21 protein-coding genes and 1 tRNA gene are annotated in these 20,571 nt (G+C 63.9%); 10 read left to right on the plus strand and 12 right to left on the minus strand.

Annotated elements, in window-relative coordinates; translation table 11 throughout:
- Window positions 1-120 precede the first annotated feature (120 nt).
- From parC to ACTHNZ_RS11255, 3 genes are all read right to left on the minus strand, one after another.
- The gene (parC, locus tag ACTHNZ_RS11245; protein ID WP_440542571.1) at window positions 121-2,436 is read right to left on the minus strand and encodes a DNA topoisomerase IV subunit A; all 2,316 of its coding nucleotides are present in this window, start codon (window positions 2,434-2,436) and stop codon (window positions 121-123) included.
- A gap of 61 nt (window positions 2,437-2,497) precedes the next feature.
- Window positions 2,498-4,483, minus strand: coding sequence for a DNA topoisomerase IV subunit B (locus ACTHNZ_RS11250; RefSeq protein WP_440542572.1), 1,986 nt, complete (start codon window positions 4,481-4,483; stop codon window positions 2,498-2,500).
- Window positions 4,484-4,792: 309 nt separating this feature from the next.
- Window positions 4,793-6,730 carry an ATP-binding cassette domain-containing protein gene (locus ACTHNZ_RS11255; RefSeq protein ID WP_440542573.1) on the minus strand — a complete coding sequence of 646 codons (1,938 nt, stop codon included), beginning with the start codon at window positions 6,728-6,730 and terminating at the stop codon, window positions 4,793-4,795.
- 213 nt (window positions 6,731-6,943) lie between these two features.
- Between ACTHNZ_RS11255 and ACTHNZ_RS11260 the strand changes: the two genes are divergently transcribed.
- Both ACTHNZ_RS11260 and ACTHNZ_RS11265 read left to right on the plus strand, forming a co-directional pair.
- A complete protein-coding gene (locus tag ACTHNZ_RS11260; protein WP_440542574.1) occupies window positions 6,944-7,126 on the plus strand; it encodes a rubredoxin in 183 nt (60 codons plus the stop codon).
- Window positions 7,127-7,260: 134 nt separating this feature from the next.
- Window positions 7,261-7,335: transfer RNA gene (locus ACTHNZ_RS11265), tRNA-Arg, on the plus strand.
- Between the two features lie 34 nt (window positions 7,336-7,369).
- Here ACTHNZ_RS11265 and ACTHNZ_RS11270 read toward each other — a convergent pair.
- A complete protein-coding gene (locus ACTHNZ_RS11270; protein ID WP_440542575.1) occupies window positions 7,370-8,494 on the minus strand; it encodes a helix-turn-helix transcriptional regulator in 1,125 nt (374 codons plus the stop codon).
- 288 nt (window positions 8,495-8,782) lie between these two features.
- Here ACTHNZ_RS11270 and ACTHNZ_RS11275 point away from each other — a divergent pair, with 288 nt between their 5' ends.
- From ACTHNZ_RS11275 to ACTHNZ_RS11285, 3 genes are all read left to right on the plus strand, one after another.
- Window positions 8,783-9,139 carry a hypothetical protein gene (locus ACTHNZ_RS11275; RefSeq protein ID WP_440542576.1) on the plus strand — a complete coding sequence of 119 codons (357 nt, stop codon included), beginning with the start codon at window positions 8,783-8,785 and terminating at the stop codon, window positions 9,137-9,139.
- 23 nt (window positions 9,140-9,162) lie between these two features.
- On the plus strand, window positions 9,163-9,948 hold the full coding sequence (locus ACTHNZ_RS11280; protein ID WP_440542577.1) for a hypothetical protein: 786 nt from the start codon (window positions 9,163-9,165) through the stop codon (window positions 9,946-9,948).
- A 68-nt stretch (window positions 9,949-10,016) separates the two neighbouring features.
- Window positions 10,017-10,802, plus strand: a complete 786-nt coding sequence (locus ACTHNZ_RS11285) for a serine aminopeptidase domain-containing protein (RefSeq protein ID WP_440542578.1) — start codon at window positions 10,017-10,019, stop codon at window positions 10,800-10,802.
- Window positions 10,803-10,961: 159 nt separating this feature from the next.
- On the opposite strand, the gene ACTHNZ_RS11290 is transcribed toward ACTHNZ_RS11285, so the two are convergent.
- Both ACTHNZ_RS11290 and ACTHNZ_RS11295 read right to left on the minus strand, forming a co-directional pair.
- Window positions 10,962-11,246 (minus strand): HigA family addiction module antitoxin, encoded by a 285-nt coding sequence (locus tag ACTHNZ_RS11290; protein ID WP_440542579.1) that lies wholly within the window; start codon window positions 11,244-11,246, stop codon window positions 10,962-10,964.
- Window positions 11,247-11,256: 10 nt separating this feature from the next.
- On the minus strand, window positions 11,257-11,541 hold the full coding sequence (locus ACTHNZ_RS11295) for a type II toxin-antitoxin system RelE/ParE family toxin (protein WP_440542591.1): 285 nt from the start codon (window positions 11,539-11,541) through the stop codon (window positions 11,257-11,259).
- Between the two features lie 263 nt (window positions 11,542-11,804).
- Here ACTHNZ_RS11295 and ACTHNZ_RS11300 point away from each other — a divergent pair, with 263 nt between their 5' ends.
- Complete coding sequence (locus ACTHNZ_RS11300) at window positions 11,805-12,185, plus strand: DUF5594 family protein (RefSeq protein WP_440542580.1); 381 nt, start codon at window positions 11,805-11,807, stop codon at window positions 12,183-12,185.
- 15 nt (window positions 12,186-12,200) lie between these two features.
- Here the strand turns inward: ACTHNZ_RS11300 and ACTHNZ_RS11305 are convergent, their stop codons facing one another.
- Complete coding sequence (locus ACTHNZ_RS11305) at window positions 12,201-12,350, minus strand: hypothetical protein (protein ID WP_440542581.1); 150 nt, start codon at window positions 12,348-12,350, stop codon at window positions 12,201-12,203.
- 142 nt (window positions 12,351-12,492) lie between these two features.
- Here ACTHNZ_RS11305 and ACTHNZ_RS11310 point away from each other — a divergent pair, with 142 nt between their 5' ends.
- From ACTHNZ_RS11310 to ACTHNZ_RS11320, 3 genes are all read left to right on the plus strand, one after another.
- Window positions 12,493-13,410 carry an NAD(P)-dependent oxidoreductase gene (locus ACTHNZ_RS11310; protein ID WP_440542582.1) on the plus strand — a complete coding sequence of 306 codons (918 nt, stop codon included), beginning with the start codon at window positions 12,493-12,495 and terminating at the stop codon, window positions 13,408-13,410.
- A gap of 190 nt (window positions 13,411-13,600) precedes the next feature.
- Complete coding sequence (locus tag ACTHNZ_RS11315; protein WP_440542583.1) at window positions 13,601-14,110, plus strand: YbhB/YbcL family Raf kinase inhibitor-like protein; 510 nt, start codon at window positions 13,601-13,603, stop codon at window positions 14,108-14,110.
- Between the two features lie 179 nt (window positions 14,111-14,289).
- Window positions 14,290-15,654 carry an MFS transporter gene (locus ACTHNZ_RS11320; RefSeq protein ID WP_440542584.1) on the plus strand — a complete coding sequence of 455 codons (1,365 nt, stop codon included), beginning with the start codon at window positions 14,290-14,292 and terminating at the stop codon, window positions 15,652-15,654.
- Between the two features lie 28 nt (window positions 15,655-15,682).
- Here the strand turns inward: ACTHNZ_RS11320 and ACTHNZ_RS11325 are convergent, their stop codons facing one another.
- Entirely contained in the window at window positions 15,683-16,054 is a 372-nt protein-coding gene (locus ACTHNZ_RS11325) for a BON domain-containing protein (protein ID WP_440542585.1), read from the minus strand.
- Window positions 16,055-16,380: 326 nt separating this feature from the next.
- Between ACTHNZ_RS11325 and ACTHNZ_RS11330 the strand changes: the two genes are divergently transcribed.
- Window positions 16,381-17,871, plus strand: a complete 1,491-nt coding sequence (locus ACTHNZ_RS11330) for an RNA polymerase factor sigma-54 (RefSeq protein WP_440542586.1) — start codon at window positions 16,381-16,383, stop codon at window positions 17,869-17,871.
- A 106-nt stretch (window positions 17,872-17,977) separates the two neighbouring features.
- Here ACTHNZ_RS11330 and otsA read toward each other — a convergent pair whose 3' ends face one another.
- The 4 genes from otsA to ACTHNZ_RS11350 all read right to left on the minus strand — a co-directional run.
- Window positions 17,978-19,399 carry an alpha,alpha-trehalose-phosphate synthase (UDP-forming) gene (gene otsA / locus ACTHNZ_RS11335; protein WP_440542587.1) on the minus strand — a complete coding sequence of 474 codons (1,422 nt, stop codon included), beginning with the start codon at window positions 19,397-19,399 and terminating at the stop codon, window positions 17,978-17,980.
- A gap of 324 nt (window positions 19,400-19,723) precedes the next feature.
- Window positions 19,724-19,942 carry a hypothetical protein gene (locus ACTHNZ_RS11340; protein WP_440542588.1) on the minus strand — a complete coding sequence of 73 codons (219 nt, stop codon included), beginning with the start codon at window positions 19,940-19,942 and terminating at the stop codon, window positions 19,724-19,726.
- A gap of 140 nt (window positions 19,943-20,082) precedes the next feature.
- On the minus strand, window positions 20,083-20,268 hold the full coding sequence (locus ACTHNZ_RS11345; protein ID WP_440542589.1) for a hypothetical protein: 186 nt from the start codon (window positions 20,266-20,268) through the stop codon (window positions 20,083-20,085).
- 105 nt (window positions 20,269-20,373) lie between these two features.
- The coding region (locus tag ACTHNZ_RS11350) for a hypothetical protein (RefSeq protein ID WP_440542590.1) at window positions 20,374-20,571 on the minus strand (198 nt) is incomplete at its 5' end.

Below are 20,571 nucleotides of genomic sequence, written 5' to 3' on the forward strand. Positions count from 1 at the left end.
CAGGTGCGCGAACAAGGCGATGTCGATGGCGATCGACAGGGACATGGGACTCTCCAAGAGCGGTCGTAATATCGGCCGACACGCGCCTCGGCAATGCGCGGGCCGGCCGAGGCTTCGGCATCAATCGAGCGCGGGCCGCAATGCCGCGATTTTCAAACGGGTGTCGGGGGCGCGTCCGCGCCGGGCGCGCTTGCCGACGTGCGCGGCCAGCGCCGCGCCGGCGAGCTTCTCCTCTTGCGGCTTGCCGCCCCGTCCGGTGCCGAGCAAGACGACGCCGGCCGGGCCGATCGCCAACGCTTGAGCGAGTTTTTCGCCGTCGTCGAGGCCCATCAAAATGATGCCGCGGCCGCCGGCGGACAACGTCTTCATCTCGTCGAGCCCGAACACGGCCAAGCGGCCGGTGCTCGACAAACAAGCGACCTGCGCCGCCTGCGGCAGCACCGGCATCGGCGCCAGGGGCTGCGCCCCTTCGTCGATGGTCATGAACGATTTGCCGGCCTTGACGCGGCTCACCATGTCGCCGACGCGCGCGATGAACCCATAGCCGTTGCTCGACGCGAGCAGCAACGCCTGCTCGGCGCTAGCCGCGTAGTAGTGCATGAGATGCGTGCCCGGTTCGAGATCGATGAGCGAGGTGACGGGGGCACCGTCGCCGCGCCCGCCCGGCAGGGACGCTACGGCAACCGAATAGACGCGGCCCTTGCTGCCCCACGCGATGAGCGTGTCGGGCGTGCGGCATTGAAATGCCGCGTAAAGTCCGTCGCCATCCTTGAACGTGAAGCCGGCGACGTCGAGCCCATGCCCCTTCAACGCGCGCACCCAGCCGCGCCGCGACACGACGACCGTAACGGGCTCGTCCACGACGCGCGCCTCGAACGTCGCGCGCTTCTCCTGCTGGATCAGCGTGCGCCGCTCGTCGCCGTATTGCTTGGCATCGGCCTCGATTTCCTTGATGACCTGCCGCTTCATCGACGACTCGTTCGCGAGCAACTCTTCGAGCTTGGACTTTTCGTCGCGCAGCGCTTCGAGCTCCTTCTCGATCTTGATCTTCTCGAGCCGCGCAAGCTGGCGCAGCCGGATTTCCAGGATGTCGTCGGCTTGCCGCTCGCTCAAGCCGAACGCGCTCATGAGCGCCGCCTTCGGCTCGTCGGATTCGCGAATGATGCGGATGACCTCGTCGATGTTCAAAAAGACGATCATCCGGCCTTCGAGGATATGGATACGATCGTCGACCTTCGTGAGCCGATGCCGAGTACGGCGCGTGACCGTCGCGAAACGGAACCCGATCCATTCGCCCAATATCTCGATGATGCCCTTTTGCCGCGGCCGTCCGTCCGCCCCGATCATGACGAGGTTCAACGCCGCGTTCGATTCGAGGCTCGTATGCGCGAGCAGCGAGTGGACGAATTCCGTTTGATCGATGCGGCTCGACTTCGGCTCGAACACGAGCCGCACCGGCGCATCCTTGCCCGATTCGTCGCGCACCGCGTCGAGCAATGCGAGCAACGTCTGCTTCGTCTGCAACTGCTCCGGCGTCAGCGATTTCTTGCCAAGCTTGATCTTCGGATTCGTGAGTTCCTCGATCTCCTCGAGCACCTTCTGACCCGAGGTATTCGGCGGCAATTCGGTCACGACGAGTTGCCACTGCCCGCGCGCGAGATCTTCGATCTTCCAGCGCGCGCGCACCTTCAGGCTGCCGCGGCCTGCCTCGTACGCCGCAGCGATTTCCGACGCGCTCGAAATGATCTGGCCGCCGCCCGGAAAATCGGGACCGGGCAGCATGTCCATCAACTCCGCGTGCGTGATTTTCGGATGCCGAATCATCGCAACGGCCGCCGCCGCAACCTCGCGCAGATTGTGCGAGGGAATTTCCGTCGCCAGCCCCACGGCGATGCCCGACGCCCCGTTCAGCAGCAGAAACGGCAGGCGCGCGGGCAACAGCTTCGGCTCTTGGAACGAACCGTCGTAGTTCGGCGCGAAATCGACGGTGCCTTCATCGATCTCGTCGAGCAGCAGCTTGGCGATCGGCGTCAAGCGGGCTTCGGTATAACGCATCGCCGCCGCGCCGTCGCCGTCGCGCGAGCCAAAGTTGCCTTGCCCATCGATGAGCGGATAGCGCATCGAAAAGTCTTGGGCGAGCCGCACGAGCGCATCGTAGGCCGATTGGTCGCCGTGCGGATGGTATTTGCCGAGCACGTCGCCGACGACGCGCGCGGACTTGACGGGCTTTGCATCCGAGGCGAGGCCCATCTCGCTCATCGCGAACAGGATGCGGCGCTGCACGGGCTTTTGTCCGTCGCTGACGTCGGGCAGCGCCCGCCCCTTGACCACGCTCACGGCGTAGTCGAGGTAGGCGCGCTCGGCATAGTGGCCGAGCGTCAGCGATTCCCCGTCGGGGGTCGCGGCCGGTGCGAACAGATCGTCTTGTTGATCCATCGAGAATAATGTCCGTATTCAGAAGACTTGCGAAGAAGCGCGAGCACGGCGACGCATCGCCTCAAATGTCGGCTTCCACTTCGTTGCCTTTCTCTTCGAGCCAGCTGCGGCGCGCAGCCGCTTCGCCTTTGCCCATCAGCATCGTCATGCGCGAGACGGTGCCCTCGTATTCGAGCTCGCCCAGCGCGACGGGCATGAGCCGCCGCGTGTCGGGGTTCATCGTCGTGTCCCAGAGCTGCTCGGCGCTCATTTCGCCGAGGCCCTTGAAGCGGCTGATCGTCCACTGCGTTTCACGCACGCCGTCCTTGCGCAGCTTGTCGAGCGTCGCTTCGAGCTCGCCGTCGTCGAGCGCGTACAGCTTCTGCGCCGGCTTCTTGCCGCGCGCGGGCGCATCGACGCGAAACAGCGGCGGCCGCGCGACATGAACATGCCCGCGCTCGATCAATTGCGGGAAGTGCTTGAAGAACAGCGTGAGCAAGAGCACCTGAATGTGCGCGCCGTCGACGTCGGCATCCGACAAGATGCAGATCTTTCCGTAACGCAGATTCGACAAGTCGACGGTGTCATCCGGGTTGTGAGGATCGACACCGATCGCGACCGAGATGTCGTGCACCTCGTTGTTCGCGAACAGGCGATCGCGCTCCGTCTCCCATGTATTGAGGACCTTGCCGCGCAGCGGCAGGATAGCCTGGAATTCCTTGTCGCGGCCCATCTTGGCCGAGCCGCCGGCCGAATCGCCTTCCACGAGGAACAGCTCGTTGCGCGAGATGTCGGTCGATTCGCAATCGGTCAGTTTGCCCGGCAGCACAGCTACGCCCGAGCTCTTGCGCTTCTCGACTTTCTGCCCTGCCCGGGTGCGCGCCTGCGCCTGCTTGATGACGAGCTCGGCGAGCTTCTTGCCGTGATCGACATGCTGATTGAGCCAGAGCTCGAGCGCGGGACGGGCGAACGAGGACACGAGCTTGACGGCATCGCGGCTGTTCAGGCGCTCCTTGATCTGCCCTTGGAATTGCGGATCGAGCACCTTCGCCGACAACACGAACGACACGCGCGCGAAGACGTCCTCGGCCAGCAGCTTGACGCCCTTGGGCTGCAGGTTGTGCAGCTCGACGAAGCTCTTGACGGCTTGAAACAAGCCGTCGCGCAAGCCCGATTCGTGCGTGCCGCCGGCGGGCGTCGGAATCAGGTTCACATAGGATTCGCGCTGAAGCGGGCCTTCCTCGCTCCATGCGACGACCCATGCGGCGCCTTCGCCTTCGGCGAACGAATCTTCGTTCGTGCGGGCGCTGTCGGCATAGCGTTCGCCCTCGAACAGCGGGATCAGCAATTCGCTGCCCGCCATGCCTTCGAGCAGATAGCCGCGCAGGCCGTCGTCGTATTTCCAGCTTTGGCGCTCACCCGTTTTCTCGTTGACGAGCACGACTTCGACGCCCGGCAGCAGCACGGCCTTCGAGCGCAGCAGGCGCTGCAGTTCGCCGAGCGGCAGATTGGGCGAATCGAAATATTTGGGATCGGGCAGCGCCGTCACGCGCGTGCCCGTTCGCTTCTCGCCTTTTTCGGCGGCCCGCACGGTGAGCGGGCGCACGACCTCGCCGTGGGCGAACCCGATCTGGGCCACCTTGCCCTCGCGCCATACGGTCACGTCGAGCCGCGACGCCAACGCGTTCGTGACGGAAACGCCCACGCCGTGCAGGCCGCCCGAGAACGTATACGCTCCGCCGGCCGCCTTGTCGAACTTGCCGCCCGCATGCAGGCGCGTGAAGACGATCTCGACCACGGGCACGCCTTCGTCGGGGTGCATGCCGAACGGAATGCCGCGCCCATCGTCGTCGACGGACACCGATTGATCCGCATGCAGCGTGACGGTGATCTGACGGCCGTAGCCGCCGAGCGCCTCGTCGGATGCGTTGTCGATGGCTTCTTGGATGATGTGCAGCGGATTTTCGGTACGCGTGTACATGCCCGGCCGCTGCTTGACGGGCTCGAGCCCCTTGAGCACCTTGATCGACGCCTCGCTGTACGCGGCGTTTGGCTTTTTCGTGGACATGGTTGGGGGCACCTAGCCTCGTGTTGGTCGTTGTCCACAGCGCGTGTGGATATCCGCGTGGACAAAGCGTTGCAAGTTCAAAAAAAGCGAATCGAAACAACGAGCGCGGCCGGCGTGCCCGCTGAGCGGGCGCCGCCGGCGGCGCCAGGTGGCCCGTCCGCCGTAGTCGCGGCGTATTTTACTGGTTTCGTTTGTCCCGGCAATTCGGCGAAGCGGCCGATCCGCCGAACGGCCAGGTTGCCGGCCCTTCCCTGCCGGGTCGGAACGGGGCGCGAATGCGCTCGCCCGGCAAGGCTCGCGCCAGCCGCGTTATTTACGCTTCGCTTCGAGTTCCTCCCAGCGCTCCAGCGCGGCGAGCAATTCGTCGTCGATCGCTGCGTAGCGCTCGGTCAGCCGGGCGCCCTCCTTCGCGTCGCGCGCGAAGATCGAACCGTCCTCGAGCTGTGCCCCGATCGCCTTTTGCTCCGCCTCGAGCGCCGCGATCGTCTCGGGCAGCGCTTCGAGCTCGCGCTGCTCCTTGAACGAAAGCTTGACCGTGCGCTGGGCATTGCGGCCCGCCGCGCTTTCCTTGGGCGCGGCCTCGTGCGCCGCGGCCTTCGGCGCTTGCTTGCCGGCGGCCTCCTGGGCGAGACGCTCGGCCCGCTGGCTCTGCGTTTGCCAGTCGGAGAAGCCGCCGACGTATTCACGCCACAGCCCGCCACCTTCCGACGCGATCACCGACGTGACGACGTTGTCGAGAAACGCGCGATCATGGCTGACGAGCAGCACGGTGCCGTCGTACTCGGACAGCAGCTCTTCGAGCAGCTCGAGCGTGGGAATGTCGAGATCGTTCGTCGGCTCGTCGAGCACGAGCACGTTGGCGGGCCGGGCGAAGAGCCGCGCCAGCAAAAGCCGGTTGCGCTCGCCGCCCGAGAGCGATTTCACGGGCGAGCGCGCGCGTTCCGGCGCGAACAGAAAATCGCCGAGATAGCTCATGACGTGCTTGCGCGTGCCGTTCACCTCGATCCAGTCGCTGCCGGGGCTGATCGTATCGGCCAGGCTCTTTTCCTGATCGAGTTGGGCTCGCATTTGGTCGAAGTAGGCAACCTGCAGGTTCGTGCCGACGCGCACCGTGCCTTCGTCCGGCGCGACTTCGCCGAGGATCAGCTTGAGCAGCGTGGTTTTCCCGGCACCGTTCGGGCCGATGAAGCCGATCTTGTCGCCGCGCATGACCGTCGCCGAAAATCGATCGACGACGGTGCGCTGACCGAAGCGTTTCGTCACGTCGGTGAGTTCGGCGACGATCTTGCCCGAGCGTTCGCCCTGCCCGACGTCGAGCTTGACGTTGCCTTGGACGTTGCGGCGCTCTGCCCGCTGCTGCCGCATGTCGACGAGCCTTGCGATGCGCCCGACGCTTCGCGTGCGCCGCGCCTCGACGCCCTTGCGTATCCACACTTCTTCCTGCGCGAGCAGCTTGTCGAACTTTTCGTTCTCGATGCGCTCGACTTCGAGCTGTTGCGCCTTGCGCGTTTGATAAGCGGAAAAGTTGCCCGGATACGAGAGCAACCGGCCGCGATCGAGCTCGACGATGCGTGTCGCCACGCGATCGAGGAACGCGCGGTCGTGCGTGATGAAGAACAGGCCCGCGCGCGAGTTGACGAGCAATTCCTCGAGCCAGCGGATACCGTCGAAATCGAGGTGGTTCGTCGGTTCGTCGAGCAGCAGGACGTCGGGATCGACGACGAGCGCCTGAGCGAGCGCGACGCGCTTTTGCATCCCGCCCGATAGCGCCCCGACGCGCGCATCGCCGTCCAAGTTCAATTGAGCAATCGTCGTGGACACGCGCGTGCGCCAATTCCATGCGCCGGCCGCATCGAGCGCGGACTGCAGCACGTTCATCCGGGCAAGGAGCGCGTCGTGCTCGGCGCCCTCGGGCGTTGCCGCGAGCGAATGCGCGACGGCGTCGTACTCGTCGAGCGAAGCGCGAACGTGGGCGAGGCCGGCCGCCACGGCATCGAAGACCGACGCCTCGGGATCGAATTCGGGCTCTTGCGGCACGTATACCGTGGACAAATCCTGCTGACGCGTGACGAGCCCGTCGTCGGGTTGCATGAGGCCGGCGACGATCTTGAGCAGCGACGATTTGCCGGCGCCGTTGCGCCCGATGAGACCGACGCGCTCGCCCGCTTCGAGCGAGAAATCGGCGTGATCGAGCAGTGCGACGTGGCCGAACGCGAGCTGCGCGTCGACGATGGAGTAAAGCGACATGAAAAAGCGCGCCTGCGAAAATCGAAACGTCCATTGTACCGGCCGCGGCGTTCGCGCCGGCGGGTATTGGCCATTCGGTAGAATCACGGACTTTGCGGCGAGCGGACGATAGGTTGCAAAGAGTGCGACAATTCGCCCCGCCGCGCGGCGCGCCGGCGCAACGGCGTGGCGCTAGAGTAGCGACTTTTTGGAATGAATCAGGGTAGGAACGCCGTGAGCGACGTGATCGACTACAAAAGCTGGGTTTGCGTGATCTGTGGATGGGTGTACAACGAAGAGGAAGGGTTGCCGGACGAAGGCATCGCGGCAGGCACGCGCTTCGCCGACATTCCTGACGACTGGCGCTGCCCGCTGTGCGATGTGGGCAAAGGCGAGTTCGCCGTCGTCGAGTTTTGAGCTTCTTGGAGGCCGAGTTCAGGCGGTGGGTGCACGGCAGGTTCGTTGCATGCGGCGTGCATCGCCAAGGGCGCCGCGTTTGATATACTCTGCGCGCGCCGGCGCATCCGGGCTCACCGCCCGGGCAGCAGATCCTCCCCGTAGTTCAATGGATAGAACAAGTGCCTCCTAAGCGCTAGATACAGGTTCGATTCCTGTCGGGGGGACCATATTCGGCTCCAATCGGTTCGATAACCGAACGCGTCATTTTCGCTGGCCCATGGCGTAGTCGTTAAACAGCACGACAATATCGGCAATGCGCCGCAAGCCGGTCTTTGCAAGGATCGCCTTGATCTGGCTTCGCACTGTACTGATGCGAATACCGGCGCGATCCGCATATTCCGACGGGGTCGACCCGCTCGCAAGCGCTGTCGCTACATCCATCTCTGCTCGCGACAGCGAGAACGGCCGCTGGTCAGCATGCGACCGCGCGATATGCGCGAATCGCTGTTTCGGCAGCACGATCGCCAAGGGTTGCGTCTGCGGGTCGAATTCAGAGCTTAGCTGCGCTTGGAGCGGGGCAATCCGAATCTCGAGTGTTGGCCGGCCGTCCGAATCCACCGCGTAAATGGGCACTGGGTCGCTAGTTTGCCCAAGCGTGCACGCCTTCCTAACCGCCTGCGCGAGCTGGGGGGCAATCTGCGCCGACGATACGACGAGGCGATCGGCGCGAATGCGAATTTCCGTCGAGTTTCCAAGCAAGGACATCGCAGCCGAATTCATGTAGCGAACCCGCATATCGCTGGCCACGATGATCACTGCGTGCGGTAGCACATCGAGCGCGGCCGATGTCATCGCAGCGCTTCCGTGCGAGCGGGCAGCAGTCTGCCGCACTCGTAAAACGTTCGGCAGATGCTCCAACACGCGCTGGAGCTCTCGAATCGTCAAGTCATCGTACGGTTGATGCCCAACAGGTCGATGCACCGCCAATATCAGTCGTCGATCACCGTCGAGCTGTGTGCCGCCGCAGGAATAACGGAGTCCTTCTCGGATGTAGAAGTCCTGATAGTACTCACTTCGCGAGACGGCGTCGGCGGAAATGAATCGATGCATCGCATACATCTGACCCGACGGTTCGGCCATCAAAACCTTACGAGCGAGATCCAAGGCGTGGTAATGCTCCGCATACCCCGTGGCCCAGTCGGCGCCGTAGCCTGCGTAGCGGTATTCGAGGAAGTCGCCGGTACGAATATCGTGAATAAAGCAATTGGCCGCCCGGGCATCCCCCAGAGCGGTCAGGGCATCAAGTGCCACACCCCATTGCTTGGGATCGATGGCGGCGGTATATAGCGCTGCGATCGACTCGTCAGCTAGCCGTTTCTTGGACATGGCTAATCCCTGTCCGCTCCCGGATCAGGTCCATCTACCCCAAATTGGCTCGTTGCCAACTGCTCAACTCTGCCACCCCGCGCTTCGCCTGTTGCTCAGGCCATCGGCTCATCCCCAATTCTGGGGATGACCGGAAGCGTTCGGGAACTTATTTTACCCCCGAGGCTTGCGTCATCGAGAGTGGCGAACTCTAGGCCACCAGGATCTTTTGCCGAAGACTTGCACCGCAGCCTCGATATCAAAAACTTCTTTGGGGGTGCCGTGCAAACCACACATTTGAATCGTGTCATGTTCGCTGCCTTGATTGCAACCTGCTGCCTGGGCGCGTGCACATCGCTGCCGCCGATGCAGGACCCGAAAACCTACTCGAGCCTCGACTGCAACGCGATCAGCCATGAACGAGAGGCGGTAGAGGCCAATCGGAGCTATCACGAAGACAATAGCCATTCGGGATTCTGGGACGTCTTTGGCGCCGTTGCGGAAGGGCTGGCGATGGGCACCGGAAATTCCGCGCTGGCGAGCCAACAACATACAGCCAACGCGCAGCTCCAGCAGATGCACGACGACAGCAAGGCCAATGCTGACGCTTATGCCAATCGCACTGAGTTGCTGGACAAGATCAGCGCGGTGCGCAAATGCAACTGAAGCGCTCGAGAGCTTATCGGAGCATGAAGATGCCGCGACGCGCATTGACTGCACTCGCCTTGGCTTTGCCCCTCGGGTTGGCAACCTTCGCAACGCAGGCTCAGGCACAAGCATGCGATTGCACGCAGATTATCGGCACGTGCAATGCCAGCATTCAAGTCACGCCCACCGGCTCGCACAAAGGGCTATACGGGGCAGACCTCCTGATACGGGCGGATGCGCCGGCTTGCGCGAAAGTGGAGTATTTCGTCGACAGTACGCCTGCATTTACCATTCTCGCCAACGGCCGACAGGACAGCGATCGCGTGATGGGGACGAGTGAGAAGCCCGTCCGCAAACGGGATATCGCCCTCGATGCGTGCCACGTCTGCAAGACCGCAGCCCAGGCGGCCACCGATCGGGCAAAGGAAGAGCAGCAAAAGGCAGCAGCCGAAGCGAGTGCCCAGCAGCAGGAGGTCGAGCGATTGGTCGCAGAAGGTAACGCCAGCGGGAGCCTACAACCAAGCAGGTCGCAATCCGGCTCCAGCGGCACGGCGATGGACTCTGTCATGCAACTGCAATCGCAGTTGCAATCGATGCAGGCGGGCGTCAATTCGCGAGCTATCTATGATCCGTGTACGGTGAGTAAATGCAGCAATTTTGGCGCACCAAATCCTGGCCCGCGCGGCTCCCCGACTACGCCAACAGTGACCACGCGCGCTCCAGCGGCAAAACCCGAAATAAATTACAAAGCGGCGGCGCCTGTAGCATCGCCCAAAGTAGCACGGTGTTGGCGTGAAAAGAGTTTAACGCAATGGGTACCTTGTTAGTAGAATACAAGCAGAGACGAATTACGCCTTGATCGATTTTTATGATCCTCACGCGAAAGAACCATTAAATGAAGACCATCATCAACCACGCTCGACGTTATCTCGCTGCAGCGCTCTTTGGGGCAGCGATCGTTGCGACGGCAAACGCCGGCGAATTAGCGACCCTCCCCGCTCACGCCGACGCAACCCAAGGCATCTATATCGAAGCCCCTCAGCAGCAACCAGCATGGGTGATCGTACTATTGCCCGGGGGGAATGGCGCATTGCACCTGACGGACCGCGGCGCCACGCAGCTTGCGGGCAACTTCGTCGTGCGAACGTCTTCTTATTGGACGGACAGTGGCAGCGCGACCGCGCTGTTCGATACGCCATCCGATCACGCAGACGGTGTGAAGGACCACTTCCGGCTGAGCAAGGATGCGGTGAAGGATGTAGAGGCGGCCGTGTCGGAGCTCCGCAAGCGCTTCCCCAGCGCGAAGGTCGCCTTGCTAGCCACGAGTCGCGGCACGATTACCGCGGGCAATGTGCTCAAGCGCAGTCCGGACCTAGCCGACGCATACATTCTGACGTCGCCCGTCACGCAAGCCAATAAAGGTCAGCTCGGCCTCTCCGAACTAAGCTGGCCCAATAATAAAGCCCGTGTTCTCGTGGTATCCAATGAGCACGACGGGTGCGGCGTTTCCCCATTTGACGCAGCAAAAAATTTAGCCAGCACCAACGGCTTCGACTTCATTGCCGTCAGCAGTAATCTATCCAAGAGCCACGCCGATGAATGCGGCGCTAGCTCGCCGCACGGTTTCCTTGGCATTGAAACCAGCACGCTTGACGCTATTCGGAAATGGCTGGAAAAATAGAAAAAGAATCGACTCTCGCAGGCATGGCCCACGCAACCCACGGCGCATGACGATCCGTTGCATTGCCGACGGCTTCCCGATGAAAGCCAGCGGAACGGCAGGCATCGCAGCCGCCACTTCCTCGAACGGCGCCAGACATCAGCGACAAAACCTATCGGGTTATGCCGCTACGAGCGGTCGCAAGTCGGACAAATCCGTTCTCGCTGCCTCTTCGAGGTCGTAATCCCCCTGGAGCCCGAGCCAAAATTGCGGCGTTGTCCCAAGTACGATGGCAAGCCGAAGCGCTGTATCCGCCGAGACGGCGCGAGCGCCGTGGACAATCTCGTTGATACGCCGGGGCGGAACCTTCATCGCCCGAGCCAGCGCATTCTGGCTCATATTCAGCGGAACCAAAAACTCCTCGTTCAGCACTTCACCAGGATGAACGTTGGAAAGTCTCTTCATCACCTGCTCCTCAGTGGTAGTCGACGATCTGCACGTCATGCGCATTGCCGTCGACCCAGCGGAAACATACACGCCACTGGTCGTTGATGCGGATGCTGTGCTGCCCTGCTCGATCGCCACTCAACGCCTCCAGCCGATTCGCCGGCGGAATCCGCAGATCGGCGAGGACGTGAGCACTATGGAGCATCCGCAACTTGCGACGAGCCACCTGCTGCATATCGGACGGTAGCCGTCTTGACCGGCGCCCTGCCCATATCAGGGCCGTTTCCCTATCGGAGAACTCTTGAATTGCCATAAGGTTCGTTAAGCGGATTATGACGCGACGCGTCATATAACGCAAGCCGTTATAGTTGCCGATCCAGCGGTCGAAGAAGTTGTGACCCGGCTGAAGGACCATACGGCCGCGAAACGGAGCCACTGTTCGGCATGCTAGTAGGGCAGAAACCGCCCCGGCAACGTTCTACCGGAAGATTCGCGAATGCCTTAGTTTCGCCACCAAAACCGGACCAAGTCCCGTCACGCCCCTCCGTGCTAGCATCCATGATCACGGACGCGCTCATGAACCCGACGACAGCTCACCAATTCGATGCCGAATTCGCGCCTCGCATTGCGCAAGCGATTCGAGACGTCATCGGCCCTCGAGCTCATATTCACCTCGAGCCCTACGGCGGCGCAGGCCAGCCGACCACGCTGAAGATCACGGCGCCGATCGCCGAGCGCGTGCGGGGCACGCGGCATCCGCTCAACCTGCACATGACCTGGGACGAGTGCGAGATCGCCTCGCTGATGGCGCACAACGGCCCGCATCGGTTTGCACACTATCTCGAAGCGTTGCCGCGGAAGCTGCGCGCGTGGCAAGCGGCGCGCGATTTCGATTTGTCCACGCGCTCGCAGGCCGAACCTTTCATTTTGCTCGGCAATCTCGATTTAGAGGGGTAGCGGGTAGAGGGGCAGCTAGTGCCGATGACGCGGCCAATGATGCGCGTGCGCCCACCGGATCAGGTCGGCGAGCGGATGGTCGGTGCGATAGCGCGTCGACACCGCGAGCGCGGCGCACGCGAACAGCGCAAGCAAAAGCAACGTTCCGATCGACGAGTCGAACATGGCAGCGACCCAAGCTTTGGCTCTGACGATCTCATTTTAGGCGGCTTTGACGCATCCGCGAATGTGCACCGCCGCACGGCCGATCGCTCATCGCTGCGATAATTGGGGCCCCCACCCCACTGAAACGCAAAAAGGAGCCGCCGTGAGCGAGCCGACTTCCTCTTCCGCCAGCGCCATCCGCCGCGTCGCCTTCATCGGCCTAGGCGTGATGGGCTATCCGATGGCCGGCCATCTTGCCAAGGCCGGGTTCGACGTCACCGTCTACAACCGCACGCGCGCGAAAGCCGAGCAGTGGGCCGCCGAGCACGGCGGCCGTGCCGCCCCCACGCCGCGCGAAGCGGCGCAAGGCGCCGAGCTCGTGCTCGCCTGCGTCGGCAACGACGACGACTTGCGCAGCGTCACCCTCGGCGCCGATGGTGCGTTCGCCGGCATGGCAAGCGGTGCGTTGTTCGCCGACCACACGACAGCCTCGGCCAACGTCGCCCGCGAGCTCGCCAAGGCGGCAAGCGAGCAAGGCATCGAGTTCATCGACGCCCCGGTCTCCGGCGGTCAAGCCGGCGCCCAGAACGGCAAGCTGACGATCATGTGCGGCAGCGACGACCCTGACGCGTTCGAGCGCGCGGCCGCGGTCCTTCGGCACTATGCGGTGGCGGTCACCTGCCTCGGCCCGGTCGGCTCGGGCCAACTGACCAAAATGGTCAACCAGATCTGCATCGCGGGCCTCGTCCAAGGCCTCTCGGAAGCGATCAACTTCGGCGAGCGCGCCGGACTCGACATGGCGCGCGTGCTCGAAGTGATCGGCAAAGGCGCAGCGGCAAGCTGGCAGATGGACAATCGCGGCAAAACGATGATCGAAGGCAAGTTCGACTATGGGTTCGCCGTCGATTGGATGCGCAAGGATCTCGGCTTTTGCCTAGACGAAGCGAAGCGCATGGGTGCGTCGTTGCCGGTAACGGCGCTCGTCGATCAATTCTACGGCGACGTTCAAGCGCTCGGCGGCAACAGGTTCGATACGTCGAGCTTGATCTGGCGTCTGCGCAAGCTGCAAGAGCCGCGCTGAGCCAGCTACTAACGGGGCGTCGGCAATCGCTCGCGCCCCCCGCCGCCCGCGGCATCCGCGGGCCGTCCCTTGGCCCGGTCCATGCGGGAGCCCGGTGATAAACTCGGCGTGCAATCCGGCACAATCCGCCGCACGCTCGGCGGCACGTCGTGCTGCACCGCGCACCCAGTCAAGAAAAAGGAGGCATCCGATGGCAGAGTTCAGAATCTGGTCAGACGACTTCCCGAGCAACGGCTTCATGCCGAAAGCCCAGGAGTGCAACGACAAAGCGTTCGGCGTCGACGGCGACGGCGGCAACCTCTCCCCCTCGCTGCAATGGGAGGCGCCTCCGGAAGACGCCAAGAGCCTCGCGCTGACCGTCTACGACCCCGACGCGCCGACAGGCAGCGGCTTTTGGCATTGGGTCGTCGTCAACATTCCGGCTGACGTGCGCTCGCTGCCGCTCGGCGCGGGCAAGGCCGACGGCAGCCTGCTGCCCGCCGGCGCGGTCCAAGTGCGCAACGACTACGGCACGCAGGGCTTCGGCGGCGCCGCACCGCCGCGCGGGGACAAGCCCCACCGCTACATCTTCCGGCTGCATGCGCTGAAGGTCGATCAATTGCCCGTCACGCCGGAGACGACGAATGCGGTCGCTCGCTTCATGACGCATCTGAACGAGATCGACTCGGCCACCTACACCGGCTTGTACGAAATGAAGTAACGCCGCAAGGCCGCCGGCCGTGCGTGCGGTGCGTTGCGCGCACGGCGGCTGGGCATGACGGTTGCGCCCGCAACCGAATCCGCCCGCCCCGTCCCATGTTGCGCCCGCAAGCGCATCTCGGGGTTGCGCGCTTAAAATACGGGGGTTCGTCCCTGTAGCCCGCTACGCCAAGTCCCCCGATGGAAGCAGAACACGGTATTCCCATTCCCCAGCGCTACTGGGCAATCGTCGTCATCGGGCTCGGCATCACGCTCGCCGTGCTCGACGGCGCCATCGCCAACGTCGCGCTGCCGACGATCGCGCGCGATCTGCACGCAAGCGCCTCCGCTTCGATCTGGGTCGTCAACGCCTACCAACTCTCGATCACGATTTCTCTATTGCCGCTGGCCTCGCTCGGCGACCGCATCGGCTATCGACGCATCTACACGGCCGGCCTCGCGGTGTTCACCGCGGCTTCGCTCGGTTGCGCGCTCTCGAGCTCGTTGTCGGCACTCGCACTGGTGCGCGTGGTGCAGGGGTTCGGCGCCGCGGGCATCATGAGCGTGAACACGGCGCTCGTGCGCACGATCTATCCGGCGAACATGCTAGGGCGCGGTATCGCGATCAACGCGATGGTCGTGGCAGTGTCGTCGGCCGTGGGGCCGACGGTCGCGTCGGCGGTATTGTCGGTGGCCTCCTGGCCCTGGCTGTTCGCGATCAACGTGCCGATCGGCATCGCCGCGGTGATCGGCGCAATGCGCGCGCTGCCGACCAATCCCGGACATGATGCACCCTACGATTATTTGAGCGCGGCCATGAACGCGATCGTGTTCGGTCTGCTGATCTTCACGATCGACGGCTTCGGGCACGGCGAAGCGGTCGCCGGGCTCGTCGCCCAAGCGCTGGCACTCTTGATCGTCGGCTACGCTTTCGTACGGCGTCAATTGACCCGCCCGGCGCCACTGCTGCCGATCGATCTGCTCAAGATCCCCGTTTTCGCGCTCTCGATCGCCACGTCGGTCTGCTCGTTTTGCGCGCAGATGCTGGCCTACGTTTCGCTGCCGTTCCTGTTTCAGAACGTGCTCGGCTTCGATCAGGTGCAGACGGGATTGCTGATTACGCCCTGGCCTTTCGTGATCGTATTCGCCGCACCGGTGGCGGGCGTGCTGTCGGATCGGTACTCCGCGGGCATACTAGGCGGCATCGGGCTGATTGCGCTGACGGCCGGCCTCATCCTGCTCGCGACGATGGGTCCCCACCCCAGCGTGTTCGACATCACCTGGCGCATGGCGCTATGCGGCGCGGGGTTCGGGATATTCCAGTCGCCCAATAATCGGCAAATGCTCTCGGCCGCTCCGCGCGAACGCAGCGGCGGTGCCAGCGGGATGCTGAGCACCGCACGGCTCACCGGTCAAACCGTGGGCGCTGCGCTCGTCGCCTTGATTTTCGGCGTCTCGCCGCGCCATGGGCCGGTCATCGCCCTCGGCGTCGCGGCGGCCATCGCGAGTGTCGCGGCGGCGGTCAGTCTGATGCGGCTACGCGCAAGCGGTCCCGGCCGCGTCTGACACGACGCAGCCAGTCGCAGCGTGCTCGTCACTGCGAAGCGCGTACCTTCAAGCGGTTCTTCACCTCATGCACGCCGCTCACGCCCGCGGCAACCTGTTCCGCGCGCGTTTTTTCGTCGCGGGTGGGCACCGTGCCGGTGAGCCAGACGATGCCTCGCCGCGTCTTGACGTGAACATGCGTGGATTTGACGTCCTTCGCCGTCATGAGTGCCGCTTTCACCTTCGTCGTTACCGTGCCGTCATCGATGTGCTGACCGAGCGACTCTGAACTCGACGATGGCGCCGAGGCGGCCGTGGCTGCCGTGGTCCCGGAAGATTCCGTCGCCTGGGCCGTCACGCCGGCGGCGAAGGTCAGGGAAGCGAGCACGGCGGCGATTTTGAGTAATGGGAGCGCTTTCACGAGTTTCTCCTGCTCAAAGATGGAGGGAAGTGCCGGACGATGCCGCAAGACCGGAGCGAATAGCGGCCGTCCGGCGTTGCGTCGTCTCAACGCGTTCGCAAGTCGCATGCCTTCCCTTCCCGATATCGGCCGCACGGGCGTCGCGACTCGCGCTTTGCACTCGCAGCAAACGACGCCGCGCTTTTGCACTGCGGCCTGTAAAAGCTGCCGCGTTCGCACGGCTACGGCATGGTTCCTGCGCTGCCGAATCGTCTGCCTTGCCCATGCGGCAACGGCTGGTATAGCGGTTGCTTTACAGCCAGGACCATTCCACTGGACTTTTAGCCATGCCGCCGACTCTTGAACTGCGCAGCAAACAACATGTGGCACTCACGCCGCGCCTGCAACAATCGGTGCGGCTCCTGCAGTTGTCGTCGCTCGAGTTTCAGCATGAACTTCGGCAAGCGCTCGACAACAATCCGTTTCTGGAATACGACGACCCGCTCGCCGAAGAAGGCGAGCGGCCCGCAACGGCCACCCACGATGGCGAGGGGGCCGAACTGCAGCCCGGTGTCGTCGCGGACGCCCCCGCTCCCGCGGAGGCCGTCGATCCCTATGAGAGCCTGTCGAGCGCCGACGCGACGACGGCGGCGCCGGCCGACGATCCGATCGGCGATTTCGGCCAAGACTGGACGACGCGCGGCGCCTCGCGCAACAACGATTCGGACGACGTCGACCCCGGTGCCTGGGCGCATGCCCAGTTGACGATGCATGAGCATCTGCACAATCTGCTGCACTTGTATCCGTTGAGCGAGCGCGATCGCGCCGCCGCGCAGATCGTCATCGAGGCACTCGACGACGACGGCTACTTGCGCGAGCCGCTCGACGAGTTGGCCAGCGCATTCGAAGCCGATCCGCCGCTGAGCGAGGAAGAATTGCGCGTGGCGCTGCGGCTCGTGCAAACGCTCGATCGTCCCGGGGTCGGCGCACGCTCGCTTTCGGAGTGCCTCGGGCTTCAGCTCGAGGCGATGTCGTCCGACACGCCGGGTCGCGCGGCCGCGCGCGAGATCGTGGAGCATCATCTCGAACGGCTGGCGCGGCGCGAGCATGCCGAACTACAAAAGCAGCTCGGTTGCTCGGCCGAAGAATTGCGCAAGGCCTGCGCGCTCGTGCGCCGGCTCGACCCGAAGCCTGGTCAATTCTATTCGCGCGCCGACGACAACTACGTCATCCCCGACGTCATCGTCCGCCGCGTGAAGGGGCGTTGGGTCGCGTCGATCAACCCGGCCGTGCTGCCGCGGGCGCGCATTCACCGCGTCTACGCCGAGTTGTTCGCGCAATCGGGCGGCGCGGGCTCGCCGCTCGGCCAACAGCTCCAGGAAGCGCGCTGGCTGCTGCGCAATGCCGAGCAGCGCTTTACGACGATTCAACGCGTGGCGCAATGCATCGTTTCTTATCAAAAGGCGTTCTTCGACTACGGCGAAATCGCGCTGAAACCGCTCGTGCTCAGCAAGCTCGCGGAAGAGCTCGGTCTACATGAATCGACGGTCTCGCGCGCCTCGAGCAACAAGTACATGGCCACGCCGCGCGGCATCTTCGAGTTCCGGCACTTCTTCCCGCGCGAGCTCGCGACGGAAACGGGCGGACGCTGTTCCGCCGCCGCCGTGCGTGCACTGATCAAGGAGATGATCGACCAAGAAGACGTGCGCAATCCGCTGTCCGACGTGGCGCTCGCGAAGATGCTGGCGCAAGAGGGCATGATCGTCGCGCGCCGCACCGTCGCCAAGTATCGCAATCTGCTGAAGGTGCCGCCGGCCCAGTTGCGGCGGCAAGCGTAACGAAACGGCGAAGGAAGGATGAAGGCAGCGTAGGACGGGTAGGAAGAGGAAGGGCCGGCTCGAGGGAGCCGGCCCTTCTCGCTTTCCCTTGCTTGCCTGCGCTGCGTCAGGCGGCGATGTCCGCTAGTTTGACGGCTTTGCGCGTGACCGATGCCGCCGTCGTGACGTGCCGCAAATCGGCCAAGAACGCATCGCGCCAGGTCGACAAATCGCCTGCGCGCAGTTGCGCCATCATGTCCGCGTGGCGTGCCTTGCGATCTTCGAGCGGCATCGACAACGCTCGTTCGAGTGCTTCGGCCATCTGCGTGAGATCGAACGGGTTGACGACGAGCGCGCCCGGCAACTGCTCGGCCGCCCCGGCGAACTGCGACAGCACGAGCACCCCCGGATCTTCCGGGTCTTGCGATGCTACGTACTCCTTAGCGACGAGATTCATTCCGTCGCGCAGCGGCGTGACGTAGCCCACCTGAGAGAGGCGAAATAACGCCATCAGCAGGTTGCGCTCGTATTTTCGGTTCAGGTATTGAATCGGCGTCCAGTCGAGCTGGGCAAAGCGCCCGTTGATGCGGCCGGCCTCCCCTTCTAGCGTTTGCCGGATGCGTTGATAGCTCTGCACGTCCGCGCGCGTCGGCGGGGCGATCTGGACGAGCGATACGCGTCCCTGCCAGTGGGGGGCGCCGAGCAAAAGCCGCTCGAACGCCTGAAACCGCTCGACGAGCCCCTTCGAGTAGTCGAGGCGATCGACGCTCATGATGAGCTTGCGCCCGCGCATCGCCTCGCGCAGCGTATTGACGTGCTTGCGATCGGCGAATTGCTGAGCGGCGCTGGCGATGGCGTCAGGATAGATTCCGATGGGATAGGCGCCGACCTTGAGCACTCGCCCAAAGGCGTGAATCATGCCGTCGTCGCTCGCGGTGCCGAAGCCGCCGCGCTCGATGTAGTCGACGAACGCCTGACGGTCCGCCTGCGTTTGGAAGCCGAGCACGTCGTAGCTGCACATCGCTTTGACGAGTTCCTCGTGCGGCGGCACCGCGCGCAGCATCTCCGGCACGGGAAACGGAATGTGCAGGAAGAAGCCGATCGGATTGGCGACGCCGAGTTCGCGCAGCGCGCGCGCGAACGGCAACAGGTGATAGTCGTGAACCCAGATGATGTCGTCGGGCTCGAGCATGGCCTTCAGTTGCTTGGCCAGCGTCCCGTTGACTCTCAGATAGCCGGCGTATTCTTGCCGGTCGTAGCGGGATAAATCGGTGCGGTAATGGAAGGTCGGCCACAGGGTCGCGTTGGAGAACCCCCGGTAATACTGATCATAGTCGCGCCGCGTGAGGCCGACGGTCGCATACGTGACCTTCCCTTGTTTCTCGATCTCGGGCGCCTGCGATTCGCCGATGATCTCTCCGCTCCACCCGAACCAGACACCCCCGGTTTCCTTCAGGGCGTCCAGCACGCCGATCGCAAGCCCCCCCGCCGCGGGGCGGCCCTCCTGCGTCGGCGCGACGCGGTTTGACACCACGATAAGTCTGCTCATTGCGGCTCCACCTCTTCGGTTGGCATTTCTGCGCGGCGACCCATCTCGCCGTCACCCGATGCAAAGCACGCAAGGCGCGTGCCGCATTGAACATCTGATGATCTGATGAAACGCTCCCGATTCGTGCTGCGAATTCCGGCCGGAGCCGCGGCGGCAAGGGAAGCGGCCGCTTCCTCGCTGGGAAACGCCCACGAGCGAACGCGCGCCACGGATGCGCGGTGCGAATCCGACGAAGGGCGAGCGCATCGAGCGCATCGAGCGCGGCGAACGCGCCGCCTGCGCAGCACTCGCCGCAAGACGGTGCCCGGTGAGGCCTTCCTGCTTCTAGGCGTCTTGCTCGGAGCCTAGATCGCGCTGATAGTCGAGTCCTTCAGCGCGCGCGCCGCCCTGATTGTGGTCACCGTCCGCAGGTCCGTCAGGCGCCGGGCGGTTCTGCCCCGATGGATCCGATCGAGACGGTGATTGAGCCGGAAAACCGCCACTGTTCTTCGCTTCGCGCTTGAGCGAATGGCGCGCAGAGCGCCGTAACGCGGGGTGTCTCATGGAACCGATCTCCAGGAGCGGGCAATGCCCGGGCGGGCAAAGCAGTTTCGATTTGAAGTCTAGGATGCCGAACGGCCGAACGCGCGGTAACAATTGCGACAGATTTGTAACCGGTACAGTCAGACGGCTTTCTCATCGCGTCAATGCAGCGGGGGAACGTCGCTCGGCACGGGAGGCGGATCGCCGATCGGCGGCTGCGGCGGTTCGGGCGGCTCTCGCTCGGGCACGGGGCCCGGGCCAGGCGGCTCCTGCGGCGGCGGCACCGGCGGATCCGGTTCGGGCGTATGCAAGTGATGCCGGATGGAAGCGGTGCGCAATGCGGACATCGAGGTACCTCGTCGATCAACCCGGAAATTAGGCGTGCTGACCAGCAAGTCCTCTGCCATGACGAATTCAGACGAACGGCGAACGGCGAGCGAGGGCGGCGGCAATCAAGGCGGCGCCGCCGCACGCGTCCAGCCGTCCGCCGAGCGGACGCGTTCGGCGCGCCTAGTGCCCAGCGCCTTGCGCCTTGCGCCTTGCGCCTTGCGCCTTGCGCCTTGCGCCTTGCGCCTTGCGCCTTGCGCCTTGCGCCTTGCGCCTTGCGCCTTGCGCCTTGCGCCTTGCGCCTTGCGCCTTGCGCCTTGCGC

The sequence above is a fragment of the Trinickia sp. genome, assembly GCF_051953955.1.
Lineage (GTDB): Bacteria > Pseudomonadota > Gammaproteobacteria > Burkholderiales > Burkholderiaceae > Trinickia.